Source organism: Corynebacterium auris (assembly GCF_030408575.1).
In the GTDB taxonomy this organism is placed as follows: Bacteria; Actinomycetota; Actinomycetes; order Mycobacteriales; family Mycobacteriaceae; genus Corynebacterium; species Corynebacterium auris.
Window position 1 is genome coordinate 1,181,722 of sequence record NZ_CP047047.1, and the last position, 15,213, is coordinate 1,196,934.

At 68.2% G+C, this 15,213-nt stretch carries 14 protein-coding genes; 1 reads left to right on the forward strand and 13 read right to left on the reverse strand.

Annotation, left to right across the window (positions count from 1 at the left end; translation table 11 throughout):
- Nucleotides 1-13 precede the first annotated feature (13 nt).
- The 13 genes from lnt to dop are packed head-to-tail and all read right to left on the reverse strand — an operon-like array spanning nt 14 to nt 14,117.
- Nucleotides 14-1,534 carry an apolipoprotein N-acyltransferase gene (lnt, locus tag CAURIS_RS05675; protein WP_290343233.1) on the reverse strand — a complete coding sequence of 507 codons (1,521 nt, stop codon included), beginning with the start codon at nt 1,532-1,534 and terminating at the stop codon, nt 14-16.
- Complete coding sequence (locus CAURIS_RS05680) at nt 1,535-2,098, reverse strand: FxsA family protein (RefSeq protein ID WP_290343234.1); 564 nt, start codon at nt 2,096-2,098, stop codon at nt 1,535-1,537.
- A 9-nt stretch (nt 2,099-2,107) separates the two neighbouring features.
- The gene (locus tag CAURIS_RS05685; protein WP_290343235.1) at nt 2,108-3,304 is read right to left on the reverse strand and encodes a lipase family protein; all 1,197 of its coding nucleotides are present in this window, start codon (nt 3,302-3,304) and stop codon (nt 2,108-2,110) included.
- A 14-nt stretch (nt 3,305-3,318) separates the two neighbouring features.
- The gene (locus CAURIS_RS05690) at nt 3,319-4,047 is read right to left on the reverse strand and encodes an SDR family NAD(P)-dependent oxidoreductase (protein WP_290343236.1); all 729 of its coding nucleotides are present in this window, start codon (nt 4,045-4,047) and stop codon (nt 3,319-3,321) included.
- 6 nt (nt 4,048-4,053) lie between these two features.
- The gene (locus tag CAURIS_RS05695) at nt 4,054-5,145 is read right to left on the reverse strand and encodes a M24 family metallopeptidase (RefSeq protein WP_290343237.1); all 1,092 of its coding nucleotides are present in this window, start codon (nt 5,143-5,145) and stop codon (nt 4,054-4,056) included.
- Between the two features lie 16 nt (nt 5,146-5,161).
- Entirely contained in the window at nt 5,162-7,924 is a 2,763-nt protein-coding gene (locus CAURIS_RS05700; protein ID WP_290343238.1) for a DEAD/DEAH box helicase, read from the reverse strand.
- 5 nt (nt 7,925-7,929) lie between these two features.
- Nucleotides 7,930-8,865 (reverse strand): twin-arginine translocase subunit TatC, encoded by a 936-nt coding sequence (tatC, locus tag CAURIS_RS05705; RefSeq protein WP_290343239.1) that lies wholly within the window; start codon nt 8,863-8,865, stop codon nt 7,930-7,932.
- Between the two features lie 42 nt (nt 8,866-8,907).
- Nucleotides 8,908-9,177, reverse strand: coding sequence for a Sec-independent protein translocase subunit TatA (gene tatA / locus CAURIS_RS05710; protein WP_290343240.1), 270 nt, complete (start codon nt 9,175-9,177; stop codon nt 8,908-8,910).
- Nucleotides 9,178-9,227: 50 nt separating this feature from the next.
- A complete protein-coding gene (locus CAURIS_RS05715; protein ID WP_290343241.1) occupies nt 9,228-10,157 on the reverse strand; it encodes a helix-turn-helix transcriptional regulator in 930 nt (309 codons plus the stop codon).
- Nucleotides 10,150-11,064: a helix-turn-helix transcriptional regulator gene (locus CAURIS_RS05720; RefSeq protein ID WP_290343242.1), complete on the reverse strand. Its 915-nt coding sequence runs from the start codon at nt 11,062-11,064 to the stop codon at nt 10,150-10,152. Before CAURIS_RS05720 ends, CAURIS_RS05715 begins: the two co-directional genes overlap by 8 nt.
- On the reverse strand, nt 11,061-12,416 hold the full coding sequence (gene pafA, locus CAURIS_RS05725; protein WP_435384040.1) for a Pup--protein ligase: 1,356 nt from the start codon (nt 12,414-12,416) through the stop codon (nt 11,061-11,063). The genes CAURIS_RS05720 and pafA overlap by 4 nt, the downstream gene beginning before the upstream one ends.
- A 30-nt stretch (nt 12,417-12,446) precedes the next feature.
- The gene (locus CAURIS_RS05730; protein WP_290343244.1) at nt 12,447-12,629 is read right to left on the reverse strand and encodes a ubiquitin-like protein Pup; all 183 of its coding nucleotides are present in this window, start codon (nt 12,627-12,629) and stop codon (nt 12,447-12,449) included.
- 9 nt (nt 12,630-12,638) lie between these two features.
- Nucleotides 12,639-14,117, reverse strand: coding sequence for a depupylase/deamidase Dop (gene dop, locus CAURIS_RS05735; protein WP_290343245.1), 1,479 nt, complete (start codon nt 14,115-14,117; stop codon nt 12,639-12,641).
- A gap of 334 nt (nt 14,118-14,451) precedes the next feature.
- Between dop and CAURIS_RS05740 the strand changes: the two genes are divergently transcribed.
- Entirely contained in the window at nt 14,452-15,213 is a 762-nt protein-coding gene (locus tag CAURIS_RS05740; RefSeq protein WP_290343246.1) for an ABC transporter ATP-binding protein, read from the forward strand.

Here is a 15,213-nt window from a genome sequence, read left to right on the forward strand (position 1 = left end):
GGGCATGTCTCCTTCAAGCTGATACTTCTTTTTCCTCCCTCGCAGCATACCCGCCCCGGCGCCGGACCAGGGACCAGATCATGGCGGCGACGCCGCCCGCCACCAACAGCCACTCCAGGGCCGCCCCGAAGCGCATCGACGGGGTGACCGTTACGCGCAAGGGGAGCTGCGCCGTCAGCAGGGCGGGTTCGAAGATGCCGGACTGCTCGATGACGCTTCCGTCCGGCAGGATGATGCCCGAGGCCCCGGAGGTGGCGGCGACCACGACGGCGCGGTCCGTCTCGATCGCGCGGAAGCGGCTCATGGCCATCTGCTGGTACGTCATATCGGTGAAGCCGAAGGTGGCGTTGTTCGTCGGGGTGGCCAGAATCTCCGCACCCGCGCGCACGGCGGAACGGAAGGCAGCGTCGACGGCGACCTCATAGCAGGTGGCCACCCCCAGCACCACGTCGCGGACGCGGACCGTACCGTCGCCGTCGCCGGGCTTGAAGTCCCCGGCGAGGTCGACGTATTCGGAAAAGAGGCGGAAAAAGTCCCGCATTGGCATGTACTCGCCGAAGGGCTGCAGGTACTTCTTGTAGTGCCTGTCCCCCGGCCCCGTCTCAGGGTCGAAGACAACCATGGTGTTGCGCGCCCCGACTTCGTCGCGGGTGATGGTCCCCACGACAACCGGGACGCCCACGGCGCCCACGGCCTCCTCGATCTGCGCGGCGGCCTCGGAGTCGGTGAAGGGGTTGACGTCCGAGGAGTTTTCCGGCCACACCACAAAGTCCGGGTCGGCCCCCGAGGCGGCCAGGTTCTTTGTTTGCTCGACGTGGTTGTTCAGCACAGCCCGGCGCTGCGCGTTGAAGTCCAGGCCCAGGCGGGGCACGTTGCCCTGCACCGCGGAGACGGTCACGGTCGGCTCATCGCTCACGGGGCCCGGCGCGGGCGCTGCGGCGCCGGCGGCGAGGGCGAGGCCCGCGGGAACCGCGGCGCAGGCGAGGCCGGTGAGGCGTTCAGGGGGGCGTCGAGAAGCGAAAATGGCAACGAGGCCGCACGCGGTGAGCACGGTGACAACGGTGACGAGCGCGGTGCCGCCCCACGGAGCGAGGTAGCGCAGCGGACCCTCGATCTGCCCCCAGGCAAGGCGCACCCACGGGAAACCGCCGAAGGGCACGCTCGAGCGGAGGAACTCCCACGCCAGGTAGACGAGCGGGAAAAGGGCAAAGCCGTAGCGCAGGCGCGCGAGCAGCACCCCGAAAGCACCGACCGGGATGGAATACAGCGCGAGCGCGACCGAGAGCGCGAGGTACGGCGCCGCGCCGACGAACTCCCCCACCCACGGCAGCAAAAAGACGTAAACAGACAGGCCGTGGACGAAACCGATGAGGGCGCCCTGCCACCCCGAAGGCCGGTCGCGCCACGGCATGAGGGCCGCCCAGAAGAGGCCGATCCCCGCGATCGCCAGAAACCACAGGCCGTGGGGTTCGTACGAGTAGTAGACGAGCGCCCCGGAAGCGACCGCCAGGGCGAGGCGCAGAAGAAACTTCACCTAGCGCGCGCCTCCAGGACCAGGACCAGGACCGGGGCCGGGGCCGGGGCCGGGTCTGTGGTCCTCATCGCTGGCGCTGTCGGCGCGGAACCATTTCTCCAGCTCCTCCACGTTGACCTCTTCCCCGTTGCCCTCCTCTTGGCGCGCCGGATCGGTGAACGTGCCGTAGCTCGTTCGGTATTGCGAAACCGGGGAAGCCGAGTAAACGCGCACGCTGAAATCCTCCATCGCTTTGGTAGCGCTGGCGGTGAGGACGCGGCGCAGCAGCGCGCGCGTCGGCGGGAACACCATGAGCAGGCCCACCGCCGAGGAAACGAAGCCCGGCAGAATGCACAGTAACCAGCCGACTACGAGCAGGGCGCCGTCGCCGGCCAGGCGGCCCAGAGAGTTCTGGCCGCCGACAGCGCGCCGCAGGGAGTTGCGCAACGCGACGTTTGCCCCTAGGCCGCCGATTAGCGAGAGGGCGAAGACGGCGAGGAAGGCCCACCCGAGGCCGATTTGGCTCGAGACCCCGATGAAGGCGAGGACCTCGACGACGAAATAGGCAAAAAGGAGTAGCGGCATGGGCACAGACTACCCGTTGAGGTGGGCCATCAACCAACGCACGTCCCACGGCGCGTGCAGGAAGTACGGCAGAGAGTGGCTCACCCCTACCCGGGGCGGTCGTCGGGTGTCCAGCTCGACGCCCCACGAGCGCGCGAGCCTGGCCACACCCCTGTAGGGGACGACGTTATCGTCGCGCCCGGCCCAGAGTCGGGTGGGAATGCTCAGGGGTGGCCGGGTCCCCAGTTCAAGCTCGGCGAGCCGTTGGCGCGTGGCGGGCAGTTCGTCGATCAGCTCGGACATGGTCACCCCCGAAGATGTCCAGTCCCGCGTTGTCGCCCAGGGGCGCTGCAACACTGTCCCGACCGCGCAGGTGCCGCGCGCCTGTTCCACCGCGGCTGCGCCCGTGGGGCTAAGGCGCGAGTAGAGCTCCTCGGCGATTTCTTCGTCCCACGCTGCCAGCCCGGCCACGGCGTAGAGCGCGAGCGGGGCGACGAAGGATCCCTCGAGGTGGCCGAGGACCTCGGGCAGGTGGACCGGCGGGGCGCCGACGACAGCGGCGACCGGCTGGAGCTCCGGGGCGTACTCCGGTGCCTCCAGCCACCCGGCGGCTGCTCCCCCGCCCTGCGAGAATCCCCAGAGGCCGAGCACTCGCGAATCGACGCCCACCTCGCGGGCGGCGCGCACGGCGTCGGCGAGAGCGCGGGCCGCGGAAAAGTGGTCCCCGTAGAACATGACGTGGTCCTCGGGGTCCCGCGGGTAGTCGCTGAGCACGACGTCCGCGCCAGCGGCGATGAGCAGGCTGATCACTGGCTGCTCGTAGGAGGCGATCGCGTCGAGGGGGCGGGTGCGCACGGCGAAGCCCACGGTGCAGGAAAAAGAGGGGTCGCAGCGCGCGGCCACACCCTGCGTCGAGGGCGCGAAGGCGACCGTGGGGCGCGGCCCGTTTCCCGCCCAGGGGATACGCGAGCGCATGACGGCCCCCGTCGCGGTCAAAGAACGCCCCCGGCTGTCGGTGGTGACGTAGCTGATCCGGTGGGAGGTGGCCGGGTTGATCCGTGAGTGCAGCCCCACCGGCGAGATCTCTGTGGAGCGCAGCAGCGTGCCGGGCGCTACGCCCGCGAGCCAGGTGGCGTCGGCGAAGTCGGGGTCGTTGCGCGGGGCGCGGCGCAGCGGGTCAGCCAGGTAGGGCACGCTCGCGCGCAGGATCGTGGACAGCACCGTCATGTCGTATCGGCCCCCTACCGCGGCATGCGCCGCCAGATCGGGCGAGGGACAAGGCGCATGATGGCGGCCAGGACGCGCAGTCGGCCGGGCACCCATACGGTGGCGCTGCCTTTCCCGCCCGCCGCCCGGACCACCGCGTCGGCGACGACGTCCGGGGTCACCGACATCACCGCGGGGCGCATGCCCTCGGTCATCGTGCCGATGACGAAGCCGGGGCGCGCCGTGATGAGTTTCAGGCCGCTGCCGTGGAGACGGTCTGCCAGCCCCTGGCAGAACGCGTCGAGCCCGGCCTTTGTCGACCCGTAGACGTAGTTCGCGCGCCGAGCGCGCCACCCGGCGATCGAGGAAAACGCGAAGATCTCCCCCCGCGACATGGTGCTGGCAAGCACCGTCAAGGCGTTGATCTGGGCGAGGTAGTCCACGGTGGCAATCCGGGCGGCCTCGCGTTCGTCGCGCTCCGCGAGCTCTTGGTCCCCGAGCACGCCGAACGCCACAATCGCTGTCGTGACCTCCCCCGCGGCCTCGATGACCTCGCGGTGCGAATCCAGATCGGTTGCCTCGAACTCGACGAGGCGCACGTGCGCAGCCCCCGCGTCGCGCAGTCGCTTCTCGACGGCCTCCCCGCGCCGCACGTCGCGCAGCGCGAGCACCACGTCCCTGCCAGGGCACATCCGCGCCGCGACTTCGCCGCCGATATCGCTCGTCGCGCCCAGAAGCAGCAGCGTCCCTTGCGAAGTTCCCATGTTCTTCTACCTTAGGTGCCGCGGCGCGCCGTTGAGTCGTCGCGCGCCCGCGCTTTCCAGCACGACGATGTCCTCGATACGCATCCCCCACCGCCCGGGCAGGTAGATTCCGGGCTCGATGGAAAAAACCATGCCCTCACGCAGCTCAACGTCGGAACCGGCGACGATGAAGGGCTCCTCGTGCAGCGAAAGGCCGAGCCCGTGGCCGGTGCGGTGGGTGAAGTACTCGCCGTAGCCAGCCTCGGTGATAACCCCGCGGGCCACCGCGTCGAGCTCGCCCGCCGTCATGCCGACAACGGCGGCGCCCACGGCGGCCTGCTGCGCGCGTTGAAGGGTCTCGTGGGCGGCGGCGAACTCCGGGTCGCTTTTCGCGCCCACCTGGTAGGTGCGCGTGCAATCGGAGTGGTAACCGGCGCCCAGGCTGCCGCCGATGTCCACGACGACGGGGTCGCCCTCGCGCAACACGCGCTCGGAGTAGCTGTGGTGCGGGTTCGCCCCGTTGGGCCCGGATCCGACGATGACGAAATCGACGGCGTCGTGGCCGGCGAGGATGAGTTTTTCGAGCTCGCGGGCGACTTCAGCCTCGGTGCGCCCGGGGCGAAGGAGCGCCGGAACCTGCTCGTGGACGGCGTCGATCGCCTCGGCGGCCGCGCTGATCTGCGCGAGTTCCGCGGCGTCCTTTACCGCGAAGACGCTGGCCAGCGCCTGGGTGGCCGACGTCGTGCGGGGCACGAGAGCCTGGAGGCGCAGCACGTGCTCGGCGGTCAGCGAGCTGCCCAGCCCCACCGTCCCCGGGTGAAAGGCCGCGGCCGCCAGGGCGTGAGCGTCCTCCCCGTCGCGCCAGCCCCGCACCTCGATGCCCAGCGCCTCGAAACGCTCGGCATCGCCGGCGTCGGTGGCCGGGACGACGAGCCGGGCCGTGCCCTCAGCCGCGACGCACAGGGCGGTGAGCCGTTCGTGGGAGCTCATCCACGAACCGGTGAGAAAGGCCAGTTCCGGGCCCGCACCGACGACTACCCCCGCCATCGCCTGGCGGTTGAGCTCGGCTGCGACGCGCCCGATCCGGTCCCGGTAGACATCGGGGTCGAATGCACCCATTTATTCTCCTTTTCGTCTAATTTCCGATGGCCACGACGCCGCGGCGGATCGCGTCGATGGCGCGGCGCGCGTTGCGCCGGATCTCGTCTGTGTAGCCGGTGGCCGCCACCTGTTCCAGCAGATCGACGACCTGCCTGCACCAACGCACGAAATCGCCGGGGGTGAGTTCGGCGCCCGATTCCGCGGCGGCCGCCATGGCGTAGCCGAGCGGCGCGCCGGCCGTCCACTGGTGCGCGGCGAGGGCGAAGGCGGCGTCGGGGACGCGCGTGGGCGGCAACTCGTGGCGCTTTTCGTCGGAGACGAGCTCGGCGTAGATGCGCTCGGTGGCGTTCATCGCCTCGGCCATCGGTTCGGTCGCCGCTTCGGGGGCGCCGCCAGTGGCCTTGCGGTTTTCAAAGACGCACAGCGAGACCACCCCGGCCAGCTCTGCCGGGTCGAGGCGATCCCACACCCCGCGCTTGAGGCACTGCGCGACGAGCAGGTCGGAGGCGTTATGGATTCGAGCCAGCCGCTCTCCCTCCTCGGTGACGCGCGGGGCCCCCTCCACGATTTCCACGTAGTCCATCTCGGCGAGCAGCCCGACGATTTTCTCGAACGTGCGCCCCAGGGAATCCGTGGAGGAATCCACGCGCCTTTCGAGGGAGGACAGCTTCCGTTCCTCGCGCACGAGCTCCTCTCCCACCCGGGCGAGCAGCTCGCGGTCGGTGGCCGGCCACGAGTGCGCCGGGTGGTTCCGTACCGCCTCGCGCAGCGCCGTGACCTTTTTGGAAGGGCGCACCCGGGCGGCCTCGCGCAGCTTCTTCGGCCCGCGCAGGTTGGAGCTGTGGAGCATGCTGGCCACCTTGCGCGCGTGGCGCCGCGGTTGGTCCTGCACGTGGCGCGGAACCTTGATCCGGCCCACCACCACGGGCGGGTTGCGGAAGGCGGCGGCGTCGATGCGGCCCGACCAGCCACGTTCCGTGGTGACCCAGGGGCGCGGGTCGTGGCGCTTGCCCGCCACCTGCACCACGGCGGCGAGCTCCGGCTTCTTCTTCCCCGGCAGCGCGATGACCTCGCCGACCTGGAGGCGGCCGAGGATGGTGGCCGTTTCGGCGGCGCGGTCTTCGATGGCGTGGCGGCGCGCTTCCCGCTCCGCGTCGCTTAAGTCGCGGCGCAGGCGCAGGTATTCGATCAGCTCGGCCGCCGGGTCGCTGCTGGGCGGAGCGAAGGAAGCGATGTCGCGTTCGAGTTGAGAACGCAGCTTGGCGACTTTCGCCTGACGACGTTCGATCTCGCGCACCTCCCCGACCACGGAGCGGTCGGCCTGGAACTGCGCGAAGGACTGCTCGATGAGGCGGATCGAGTCCTCGTATCCATTCATCTTGAGCATGTTGATGGCCATGTTGTAGCCCGGGGCGAAAGGCGAGATGAGCGGGTAGGTGCGCGTCGAGGCGAGCCCGGCGACCTCCGCCGGGTCCATCGCTGGCGCCCACTGAACCACCGCGTTGCCGATGGTGTCAATGCCGCGCCGGCCGGCGCGGCCGGTGAGTTGGGTGTACTGGCCCGGCGTGAGGTCGACGTGGGCCTCGCCGTTGAACTTGACCAGCTTCTCCAACACCACGGTGCGCGCCGGCATGTTAATACCCAGGGCGAGGGTTTCCGTGGCGAAGACCACGCGCACCAGGCCGCGCACGAAAAGCTCCTCGACGATGTGCTTGAAGGCGGGCAAAAGCCCGGCATGGTGGGCGGCAAATCCACGCGCCCACGCTGTGCGCAGCTGCCGGAAGTTCAGGACCTGAAGGTCCTCCTCCGGGATGTCCGAGACGCCCGCGTCGACAATTTTTTTAATCTCCTCCTGCTCTTCCGGAGTGGTCAGCTCCTTGCGCGAGCGCAGGCACTGGAACAGGGCCCCATCGCAGCCCGCGCGGGAAAAGATGAAGACAATGGCCGGTAGCATGTCGCGCCCCTGGAGCGCGGAGACAAGCTCGGGCCGGCCGATGGGCCGCGTCCGGTCACGGGGGCGTTGCGCGCCGCTGCGCCGACCGGCGGCGCGGGCACGAAAGCCCCGCCCTTCCTCGTAGTCGCGGCGTCCTTCGTCCGTGTTTCCTTCGCTGATGCGCTCGATGGCGTGCTCGAGGTCGCGGTTGACGCGCCCGTCGGTGCCGGGTTCGAACAAGGGGAAGACCCTGCGGCCCACCATCATGTACTGGCTGAGCGGGACCGGGCGCTCTTCCCACACGATGACGTCGGTGCCGCCGCGCACGGTGTTGAGCCACTCGCCGAACTCCTCCGAGTTGGACACGGTGGCCGATAGGCCGATGAGCGCGACGGAATCGTCGAGGTTGAGGATCACCTCCTCCCACACCGCGCCGCGGTCGCGGTCGGCGAGGTAGTGGATCTCGTCCATCACCACGTGGGAGAGGCGCTCGAGCTGCGGGGAGTCGGCGTAGATCATGTTGCGCAAAACCTCGGTGGTCATGACGACGATCTCCGCGGATCCGTTGATACTGACGTCGCCGGTGAGCAGCCCCACGGCGTCGGCGCCGTGTTCTTTGACCAGGTCGTTGTACTTCTGGTTACTCAGCGCCTTGATCGGCGTGGTGTAGAAGCACTTGGTGCCGCGGCGCAGCGCCGTAAACACGGCGAACTCGCCGACGATGGTCTTACCGGAGCCGGTGGGCGCACAGACGAGGACTCCCCTGTCCGCTTCGACGCTGTGGCAGGCCTGGACCTGGAAGTCGTCAAGCGGGAAGGGACGGGTGGCCCGGAAGTCCGCCAGCAAAGGGTCAGAAGCAACCATGACCCTTAGAGTACGTCGTTGTAATACTCCTCGGGCGGCGGGGAGTTCTTCGGCCTCGTCGGGACGACGGAGGGAGAGGAGGCCGGCGCGGCTGCGGTCACCGGGGCGGAGGCCGCGATCGGGCCGGAGGAGGTGACCGGGCCGGACGCTTCGTCGTCGTCAAGCTTCATCCACTCGGGCTTTTCTGCCACCGCCTTCTTGTCGTGCAGGCGGCAGAACTGGAAGGCCAGCTCCACGAGCAGGCACATCGACAGAGCGAGCGCGAGCATGGAGAAGGGGTCCTGGCCGGGCGTCATGAACGCCGCGAAGGCGAACAACCCGACGATGATGAGGCGGCGCTTTTCCTTCACGTGCTCGTAGCGCAGTACCCCGGCTAGGTTGAGCATGATGATGATCAGCGGCAACTCGAAGCTGACGCCGAAGATCGTGATCAGGGCCAGAAGGAAGTTGTAGTACTCGTGGCCTGTCAGCGCCGCGACCTGGAACTCGGAGCCGATCGACATGAGGATGTAGAGGCCCTGGTCCAGCACGAAGTAGGCCAGCACGGCGCCCGCGACAAAGAGCACGACGGCGAGCGAGACGAATGTGAAGGTGTAGCGCTTCTCGTTGCGGTGCAGGCCGGGGGTGATAAAGCCCCAGACCTGCGTGAGCCACACCGGCGAGGACAGCACCAACCCGGCCAGGGCGCCCACCTTCAGGCGCAGCATGAACATCTCGAAGGGGGTCGTGGCCAAAAGGCGGCACTCCCCATCGCCGGTGAAGTCGGCGCGCAGCTCGCTGGGCAGGTTGCAGTACGGGCCGCGGATAATCTCGCCCAGCGGGGCCATACCGAAGGGGGCGTTTTGGTACCAGATGAACCCGATGATGGTGCCGATGACCACGGCCACCAGCGAGATCATGACCCGCCGGCGAAGTTCGGAAAGGTGCTCCACCAGGGTCATATCCCCGGTGGGGTTTTTACGTTTGCGCCGCGCCACGGGTGCCTAGCTCTGGGTGCGTGGCTGGTTCTCCGGCCGGTCCCAGAAGTCCTCCGCGCCCTGGGAGGCGCTCTGCGTCTCCGGGGATGCCTGGGTCAGCTCGGCCTGCGTCTCGCCGACGGGCCTGTCGTCGTTCTTGAGCTCCTTGACCTCGGACTTGAAGATGCGCGCGGAGCGGCCCAGAGAGCGCGCGAGATCGGGCAGCTTGGCCGCCCCGAACAGCAGCAGGATAATCAGCAGGATGATGAGGATTTCGGTCCAACCCAGGTTGGGCATGGGTCTTCCTTTCGTAGTCGTGCTCGCGCCTTTGGCGCGCTGCCATCGCTTTATCCTAGCGCCTCCACCCCTTTTTTAGCGCGCCGGACAACGTCCTCGGCGAGTTCTGCGGGTTCTACCAGGCGCACCCGATCGGACTGGCTGAGGCAAAAGCGCACGAGCCATTCGGCACTGCCGTAAGGCATGGTGGCGCCCACCCACGCTTCGCCGCTGGTGGCGGGGTCGAGCTCGATCTCCCAGTAGTCCGCCAGCCAGGTCGCGTCGCTGCGGATGGAAAGTCTCGCCCGCGTCGCCCCGGCGAAGCCGAAGGGGTCCCCGGCCCTGGCCGGGGTGGCACCCTGCTCGGCGGCGCGCTGCGTGATGCGTGCGGTGCGGATCCTGTCCAGGCGGAAGGTCTTTTCCCGCCCGTCTTCGAGCGCGCGCAGGTAGGTCTGCCCGTTCTGGTGAAAGAGCTCGACCGGGGAGATGCTGCGCGCGCTCGTGGTGTCGGAGGTCGCCGAGTAGTAGCTCAGCTCCACCTTGACCCCGCGGGCGAGCGCGTCGGCCACAGTGGCGGCGACGGCCTCGCGCCCCTCGGTGGGGTGCTCCGCATCCGCCACGCCGGCCCGGGCGACAGTGCGCAGCTTGGCCGCCGCCGAGGTGACCGCCGCGTGGTCGACAAGGCCCGGCATGGTCTCCAGGGACTCGAGGGTGAGCAGCAGCGCGTTAGCCTCCGTCGGCGTCAGGCGCAGGGGGGCGTTGAGGCCTTGGTCGTCGATAAGCGTAATGCCCGTCCAGGAGGCGACGAGATCGATAAGCTCGCCCGGCCCGTTGCCCACGCCGGACAGGCTGAGCCGGGTCAGATCCGCCATGATCTCATCGTGGCTGCCGCCGAGGTCACGGGCAATCTCCATGGGGCTCGCCCCCGGGTGCGTCCGCAGGTACGGGATGAGGTTGAGAGAGCGCACGAGGCCTTCGAGCTTTGCCGGGCTATCAGACATTGTTCGCCTCCAGAAGCTTCACGACGTCCTCCCGGACGTCCCCGGGTTCGATCCGCGTCACGTGCGGGGCGAGGCTGGCCAGGGTGCGCACAAGCCAGTCCCGCTCGACCCCGCGCAGCGTGATGGTGTCGCCGACTCGCTCGCCGCGCTGCGCCAGCTCCTCCCCCGCCACCCCGCTCAGGGTCACGCGCGCGTCCGCCACCGGTCCACGCAACGCCTCCTCCACGACCTCTTGGAGGGGCCGGTCAGCCGGGTGGTAGGGCCCGCCTGTTGCCCGGCGCACGTTGTGCACGCGCATGGCGCGGAAGGCGCGCACGGCGTCGCGGTCGGTGTCCCACCCCACAACGTAGGCGCGGTTATTCAGCGCCACGATGCCCCAGGGGTCCATGGTGCGCCGCTGGGCGGCGGCGGTCGGCGAGGGGGCGTAGTCGAAGCTCATGCGCTGCCTGTTGCGCACGCAAGCGGTGATGGCCTTGACGGTGTCGGCGTCGAGGCGCAGCACGTCGTTGTCCACAGAGCTCAGCGGGGGGCTGTCGAAGGTTCGCGTTGCGCCCGAGGCAGCGAGCTTGGTCCACCCGGAGCGGGCGAAGGCGCCCAGGCTTCCGCCGCGGCCGAGGTCGCCCGCCAGGCCGAGGACGGTGGCTTCCTCGTCGGTGAACTCGATGGCGGGCAGCTCGTAGGTGTCTCGGACCACCCAGACCAGGCCGTTTTCCATCCGGGCGGGCACGCCGGCGCGGCGGAGTGTCTGCACATCGCGGGCGAGCTGGCGCTGGAAAGCGTCGCTGGTGCGCGGCTTGTAGCCGTTGACGTGGTTGTACACCCATTCGTAGTCGCGGGGGCGCTGCGCGCCGAGCAGGGCGAAGGTGAGGTTGGTCAACCGCTCGATGGCCTCCGTCTCGGCGCTCACTGTGTTGCCCCGTTTTCTTCGACGTAGCGGATGAGCTCGGTGACACGCTCGTCGGTGGTCGCGAACGGGTCGAGCAACTCCACTGTGCGCGGCTCCGGTCGGTTGACCTTCAGGTGCACCCAGTCAACGTTGTGCGCAACCCCGGCTTCTCGCGCCGCGCGCAGGAAGGCGCCGCGCAGGGTGGCGCGCGTGGTGGGCGGTGGGGTCGCTTCCGCCGCCGCGATCGCCCCGTCGGTGGTCCAACGGGCGGCCAGCCCCTTGCGCTCGAGGAGGTAGAACAGTCCGCGCTCGCGGCGGATGTCGTGGTAGGTCAGGTCAATCTGCGCGAGCTTGGGGTGGTCGAGGCCGCAGCCGAGGCGGTCTTGGAACCGCGCCAGGAGCTTGCGTTTGATCATCCAGTCCACCTCGGTGTCCACGCCCGAGTAATCTCCCGTCTCGAGGGCGGACAGCACTCGGCCCCACAGCGCGACCACGCGTTCCATCTCGTCGTTGTCACCGTCGCGGTGCTCGAGCCAGCGGGTCGCCGCCTCCCAGGTGGCGCGCTGCACTTCGAGGGCTGTGGTGGTGCCCCCGTTCTTCAGGCGCAGCTCGGTGCGCCCCGTCGGGTCCGCGGCGATCTCGCGGATGTGGGCGATCGGGTCGTCCAGCTCAAGGTCGGGCAGGTCGAAGCCCGCCTCGAGCATCTCGATGACAAGAAGCGTCGAGCCGATCTTGAGGGCGAAAGTGGTCTCCGACATGGTGGAGTCGCCCACGATGACGTGCATGCGGCGGAAGCGGTGCGAGTCCCCGTGCGGCTCGTCGCGGGTGTTGATGATGGGCCTGGTCCGCGTCGTCGCCGAGGATACCCCCTCCCATACCTGGTCGGCGCGCTGCGAAAGCAGAAAGCGCCCGTTTTTGATCACGCCCGCCCCGCTGGTGAGCTGGCGGGTGATGAGAAAGGGCAACAGCTGGCGGGAGAAGCTCTTGAGTACCAGCTCCCGGCTGACCAGGTAGTTTTCGTGGGCGCCGTAGGAGTTTCCGCGCGAGTCCACGTTGTTTTTGAACAGGTAGACCTCTCCCCCGATCCCGTCCGCCGCAAGCGCCTTCTCCGCCTGCCGCGAGAGGCGATCGAAGGTGAGTTCGCCCGCCTTGTCGTGGTTGAGCAGCTGCGTCACGCTGTCGCACTCCGCGGTGGCGTACTCGGGGTGGGCGCCGACGTCGAGGTAGAGCCGGGCCCCGTTGTCGGTGAAGATGTTTGAGCTGCGGTGCGCGGCCACCACGGGTCGAAACAGGTAGCGCGCCACCTCCTCCGGGCTGAGCACCTGCTGACCGTCGCGGAAGGCGGTGACCCCGAACTCGGTTTCCACGCCCATGATGCGGCGCGTGTACACGGTGGCCAAGCGCTACTCGCCGCCCTTTTGCACGTAGGAGCGGACGAACTCCTCTGTGTTGGAATCGAGGAGCGAATCGATCTCGTCGAGCAGATCGTCCGTGCCCGAGGTGTTGATCTGCGCCTGGGTGGCCTCGAACTCCTCCCCGGAGTCGCCGTCGCCCGCGTTTCCGTGCATCTGCTGCTGTTGTGCCATGTCTCAAGCCTAACCGAGGGCGGCGAGCAATTCGTCGACTGTACCGGCGGACTCGACAACCGCCCCGACCTCGGCGCGCGTGAATCCGTTCACGGCGTCGATCTGCACCTTTCGCGGTCCCGCCGGGGTGGAAAAGAGCACGGCCTGCCAGTTGGAGGCGAGGATGTCCTCGCCGAACTTCCGGCTGACCGCGCCGCGGAACCAGGCGCGCGAGTCCGTCGGGGCGTTGAGCGCGGCGGACTCGACTTCTTCTCGCGCCACGAGCGTCTTCATCCGCCCCTTGCGCACCAGCGCGTGGTAGAGCGAGGTGGCCGGGTCGATATCCGCGTACTGCAGGTCTACCGCCTTCAGCTTCGCCTCTCCGATCCCGACCCCGCGCGCGGTGAAGCCTTTGACCAGCGCGTATTTCGCCGTCCAGTCCAGCCTGTCGGCCGTCGATAGCGGGTCGCGCTCAAGGTCGTCGAGAAGCTCGCCCCATAGCGCGAGCACGCGCTTATCGACGTCCCCCGCGCCGTCGCACCGGGACAGGTACTCGCGCTGGATCTCGATGGCGGTGAGGGGCTCGGCGTACGTGCGCTCGAGCTTGTGGGTGCAGGTGGGGTCGTGCGAGACGCGCTTGATCTCGGCGACCGCGTCGCACAGCGCCAGGTCGCGGAAGTCCACGCCTTGCTCGATGGCGTCGAGCACCAGCTTGGTGGTGCCCAGCTTGAGCAGATTCGCGTACTGGCTCATGTTCGCGTCGCCCACGATGACGTGGAGGCGGCGGAACTCGCGCTCGTCTGCGTGCGGCTCGTCGCGCGTGTTGACGATGCCGCGGTTGAGCGTGGTCTCCAGGCTGACCTCCTGCTCGATATAGTCGGCGCGCTGCGAGATCTGGAAGCCCTCGCGCTCCCCCTCCGCGCCGATCCCCACCCGGCCCGCGCCGACGAGCACCTGGCGGGTGACAAAGAAGGGGATGAGCGCCTGGGCGAGCGTGGGAAAGTCCGTGTGGCGCGAGTACTGGTAGTTCTCGTGGCTGCCGTAGGAGGCTCCCTTACCGTCGACGTTGTTTTTGTAGAACTTCAGCGGCGGGCACGGCTCTTTGTCCTTGAGCACGCTGACCCCCTGTTCGTAGAGGCTGGAAATGTCCGCGGCGGCGGTGTTGAGCACGACATCGCCGGCGGCGTCGTAGACCATCGCGTCCCACGCGTTCGAGACCTCCGGACTGGAGTACTCCGGGTGGGCGTGGTCGACGTAGAAACGTGCCCCGTTGGAGGTGACCACGTTGGCAACACCGATCGCGTTCGCGTCGACGACAGGCGCGGTGTGGTAGCGCTTCAGGTCAAAGCCGCGGGCGTCTTTCAGCGGGTGCTCGTCCTCATAATCCCAGCGCGCCCGCGCCCCGGTGTGCATCGCGGCGTAGGACACCACAGCGTGCGTGGACGTCACGATCGGGCTCAGGCTCGGATCGGATGGGCAGGTGATGCCGTACTCGGTTTCAGTCCCCATGTACCGGGGTCGGTTCGTTGCGCTCACCCGGCCAGGTTACTGCACACCGGCGAGCCACATTATTTCCTTAAAATTCCTCGCGGTTGGTTGAGGTTCAGCTATTCTCTGTCTCACTGCCGCCACGCGCCTCACAGCGCCCCCTGGTGCGCCGCATCCGAATACCCCTGGAAGGAACATCGCCTCGTGAACCGGCCCGCTTGTGTCTTTGTAGCCCCCCCTTCTGCGCACGTGACGTTTTAACGCTGGACAGACAGCGGATGATGACGGAAGTGGGCAGCCAGGGCGTCCGGATCCACGGCGCGTGCCGCTAGGAAGAACGGAGAAGACACTCGCAATGATCTGCACACGTTCCCTGTCCAAGACGTACCGGACGCGTAAGGGCTCCACGGATGCGCTGAAAGATGTCTCTGTTGCTATCCCGCCTGGGGTGACCGCACTCATCGGTTCGAATGGCAGCGGCAAGTCCACGCTAATGCGCCTCCTGTGCACACTCGAGGAACCATCGCGCGGAAGTTTTACTGTCGCGGGGGACGTGATTGCGGGCAGGGCCCGCACCAGCTACAGGCAGCGGATCGGGTACGTCCCGCAGGACGTGCACTTCGTGTCCACCATGACCTGCAAGGATGCTCTCTCCTACGCGGGCTGGGTTGCGGGCCTCAACCGTCCCCGCTACCTGGCGCGCGTACCCGAGGTGCTCTCCCTCGTTGAGCTTTCCGGCACCGAAAACGCGCGCGTCGGAGCGCTGTCGGGAGGGCAAACCCGGCGAATTGGCATTGCGGCTGCTCTCATGCACTCGCCCGACATTCTCTTCTTTGACGAACCCACCGCTGGACTTGACCCGCACGCCCGGATCGAGGTGCGCCGAATCGTTGAGCGGCTAGGCACGGAAGCTACCGTTGTGCTGTCCACGCATCTGTCGGACGACATTGAGTCGCTATCGCAACACGTTATAGCGCTGCACGCGGGGCGCGTCGCGTTCGAGGGCACGTGGGATGAGCTAAAGTCCGCTGCCCGGCAGGAGATGGAGGGATTGACCACGGACGATCTGGAAAGCGCCCTCGCCTTCATCGCGGGTACCGCGCAGAGGAGGGGCTGA

What these genes read in the sequence shown, in the direction of transcription:
- CAURIS_RS05680 (WP_290343234.1), bottom strand. Translation starts at nt 2,098, where the DNA reads ATGCCGCTACTCCTTTTTGCCTATTTCGTCGTCGAGGTCCTCGCCTTC.
- CAURIS_RS05685 (WP_290343235.1), bottom strand. Translation starts at nt 3,304, where the DNA reads ATGACGGTGCTGTCCACGATCCTGCGCGCGAGCGTGCCCTACCTGGCT.
- CAURIS_RS05690 (WP_290343236.1), bottom strand. Translation starts at nt 4,047, where the DNA reads ATGGGAACTTCGCAAGGGACGCTGCTGCTTCTGGGCGCGACGAGCGAT.
- CAURIS_RS05695 (WP_290343237.1), bottom strand. Translation starts at nt 5,145, where the DNA reads ATGGGTGCATTCGACCCCGATGTCTACCGGGACCGGATCGGGCGCGTC.
- CAURIS_RS05700 (WP_290343238.1), bottom strand. Translation starts at nt 7,924, where the DNA reads ATGGTTGCTTCTGACCCTTTGCTGGCGGACTTCCGGGCCACCCGTCCC.
- tatC (WP_290343239.1), bottom strand. Translation starts at nt 8,865, where the DNA reads ATGACCCTGGTGGAGCACCTTTCCGAACTTCGCCGGCGGGTCATGATC.
- tatA (WP_290343240.1), bottom strand. Translation starts at nt 9,177, where the DNA reads ATGCCCAACCTGGGTTGGACCGAAATCCTCATCATCCTGCTGATTATC.
- CAURIS_RS05715 (WP_290343241.1), bottom strand. Translation starts at nt 10,157, where the DNA reads ATGTCTGATAGCCCGGCAAAGCTCGAAGGCCTCGTGCGCTCTCTCAAC.
- pafA (WP_435384040.1), bottom strand. Translation starts at nt 12,416, where the DNA reads ATGGGCGTGGAAACCGAGTTCGGGGTCACCGCCTTCCGCGACGGTCAG.
- CAURIS_RS05730 (WP_290343244.1), bottom strand. Translation starts at nt 12,629, where the DNA reads ATGGCACAACAGCAGCAGATGCACGGAAACGCGGGCGACGGCGACTCC.
- dop (WP_290343245.1), bottom strand. Translation starts at nt 14,117, where the DNA reads ATGGGGACTGAAACCGAGTACGGCATCACCTGCCCATCCGATCCGAGC.
- CAURIS_RS05740 (WP_290343246.1), top strand. Translation starts at nt 14,452, where the DNA reads ATGATCTGCACACGTTCCCTGTCCAAGACGTACCGGACGCGTAAGGGC.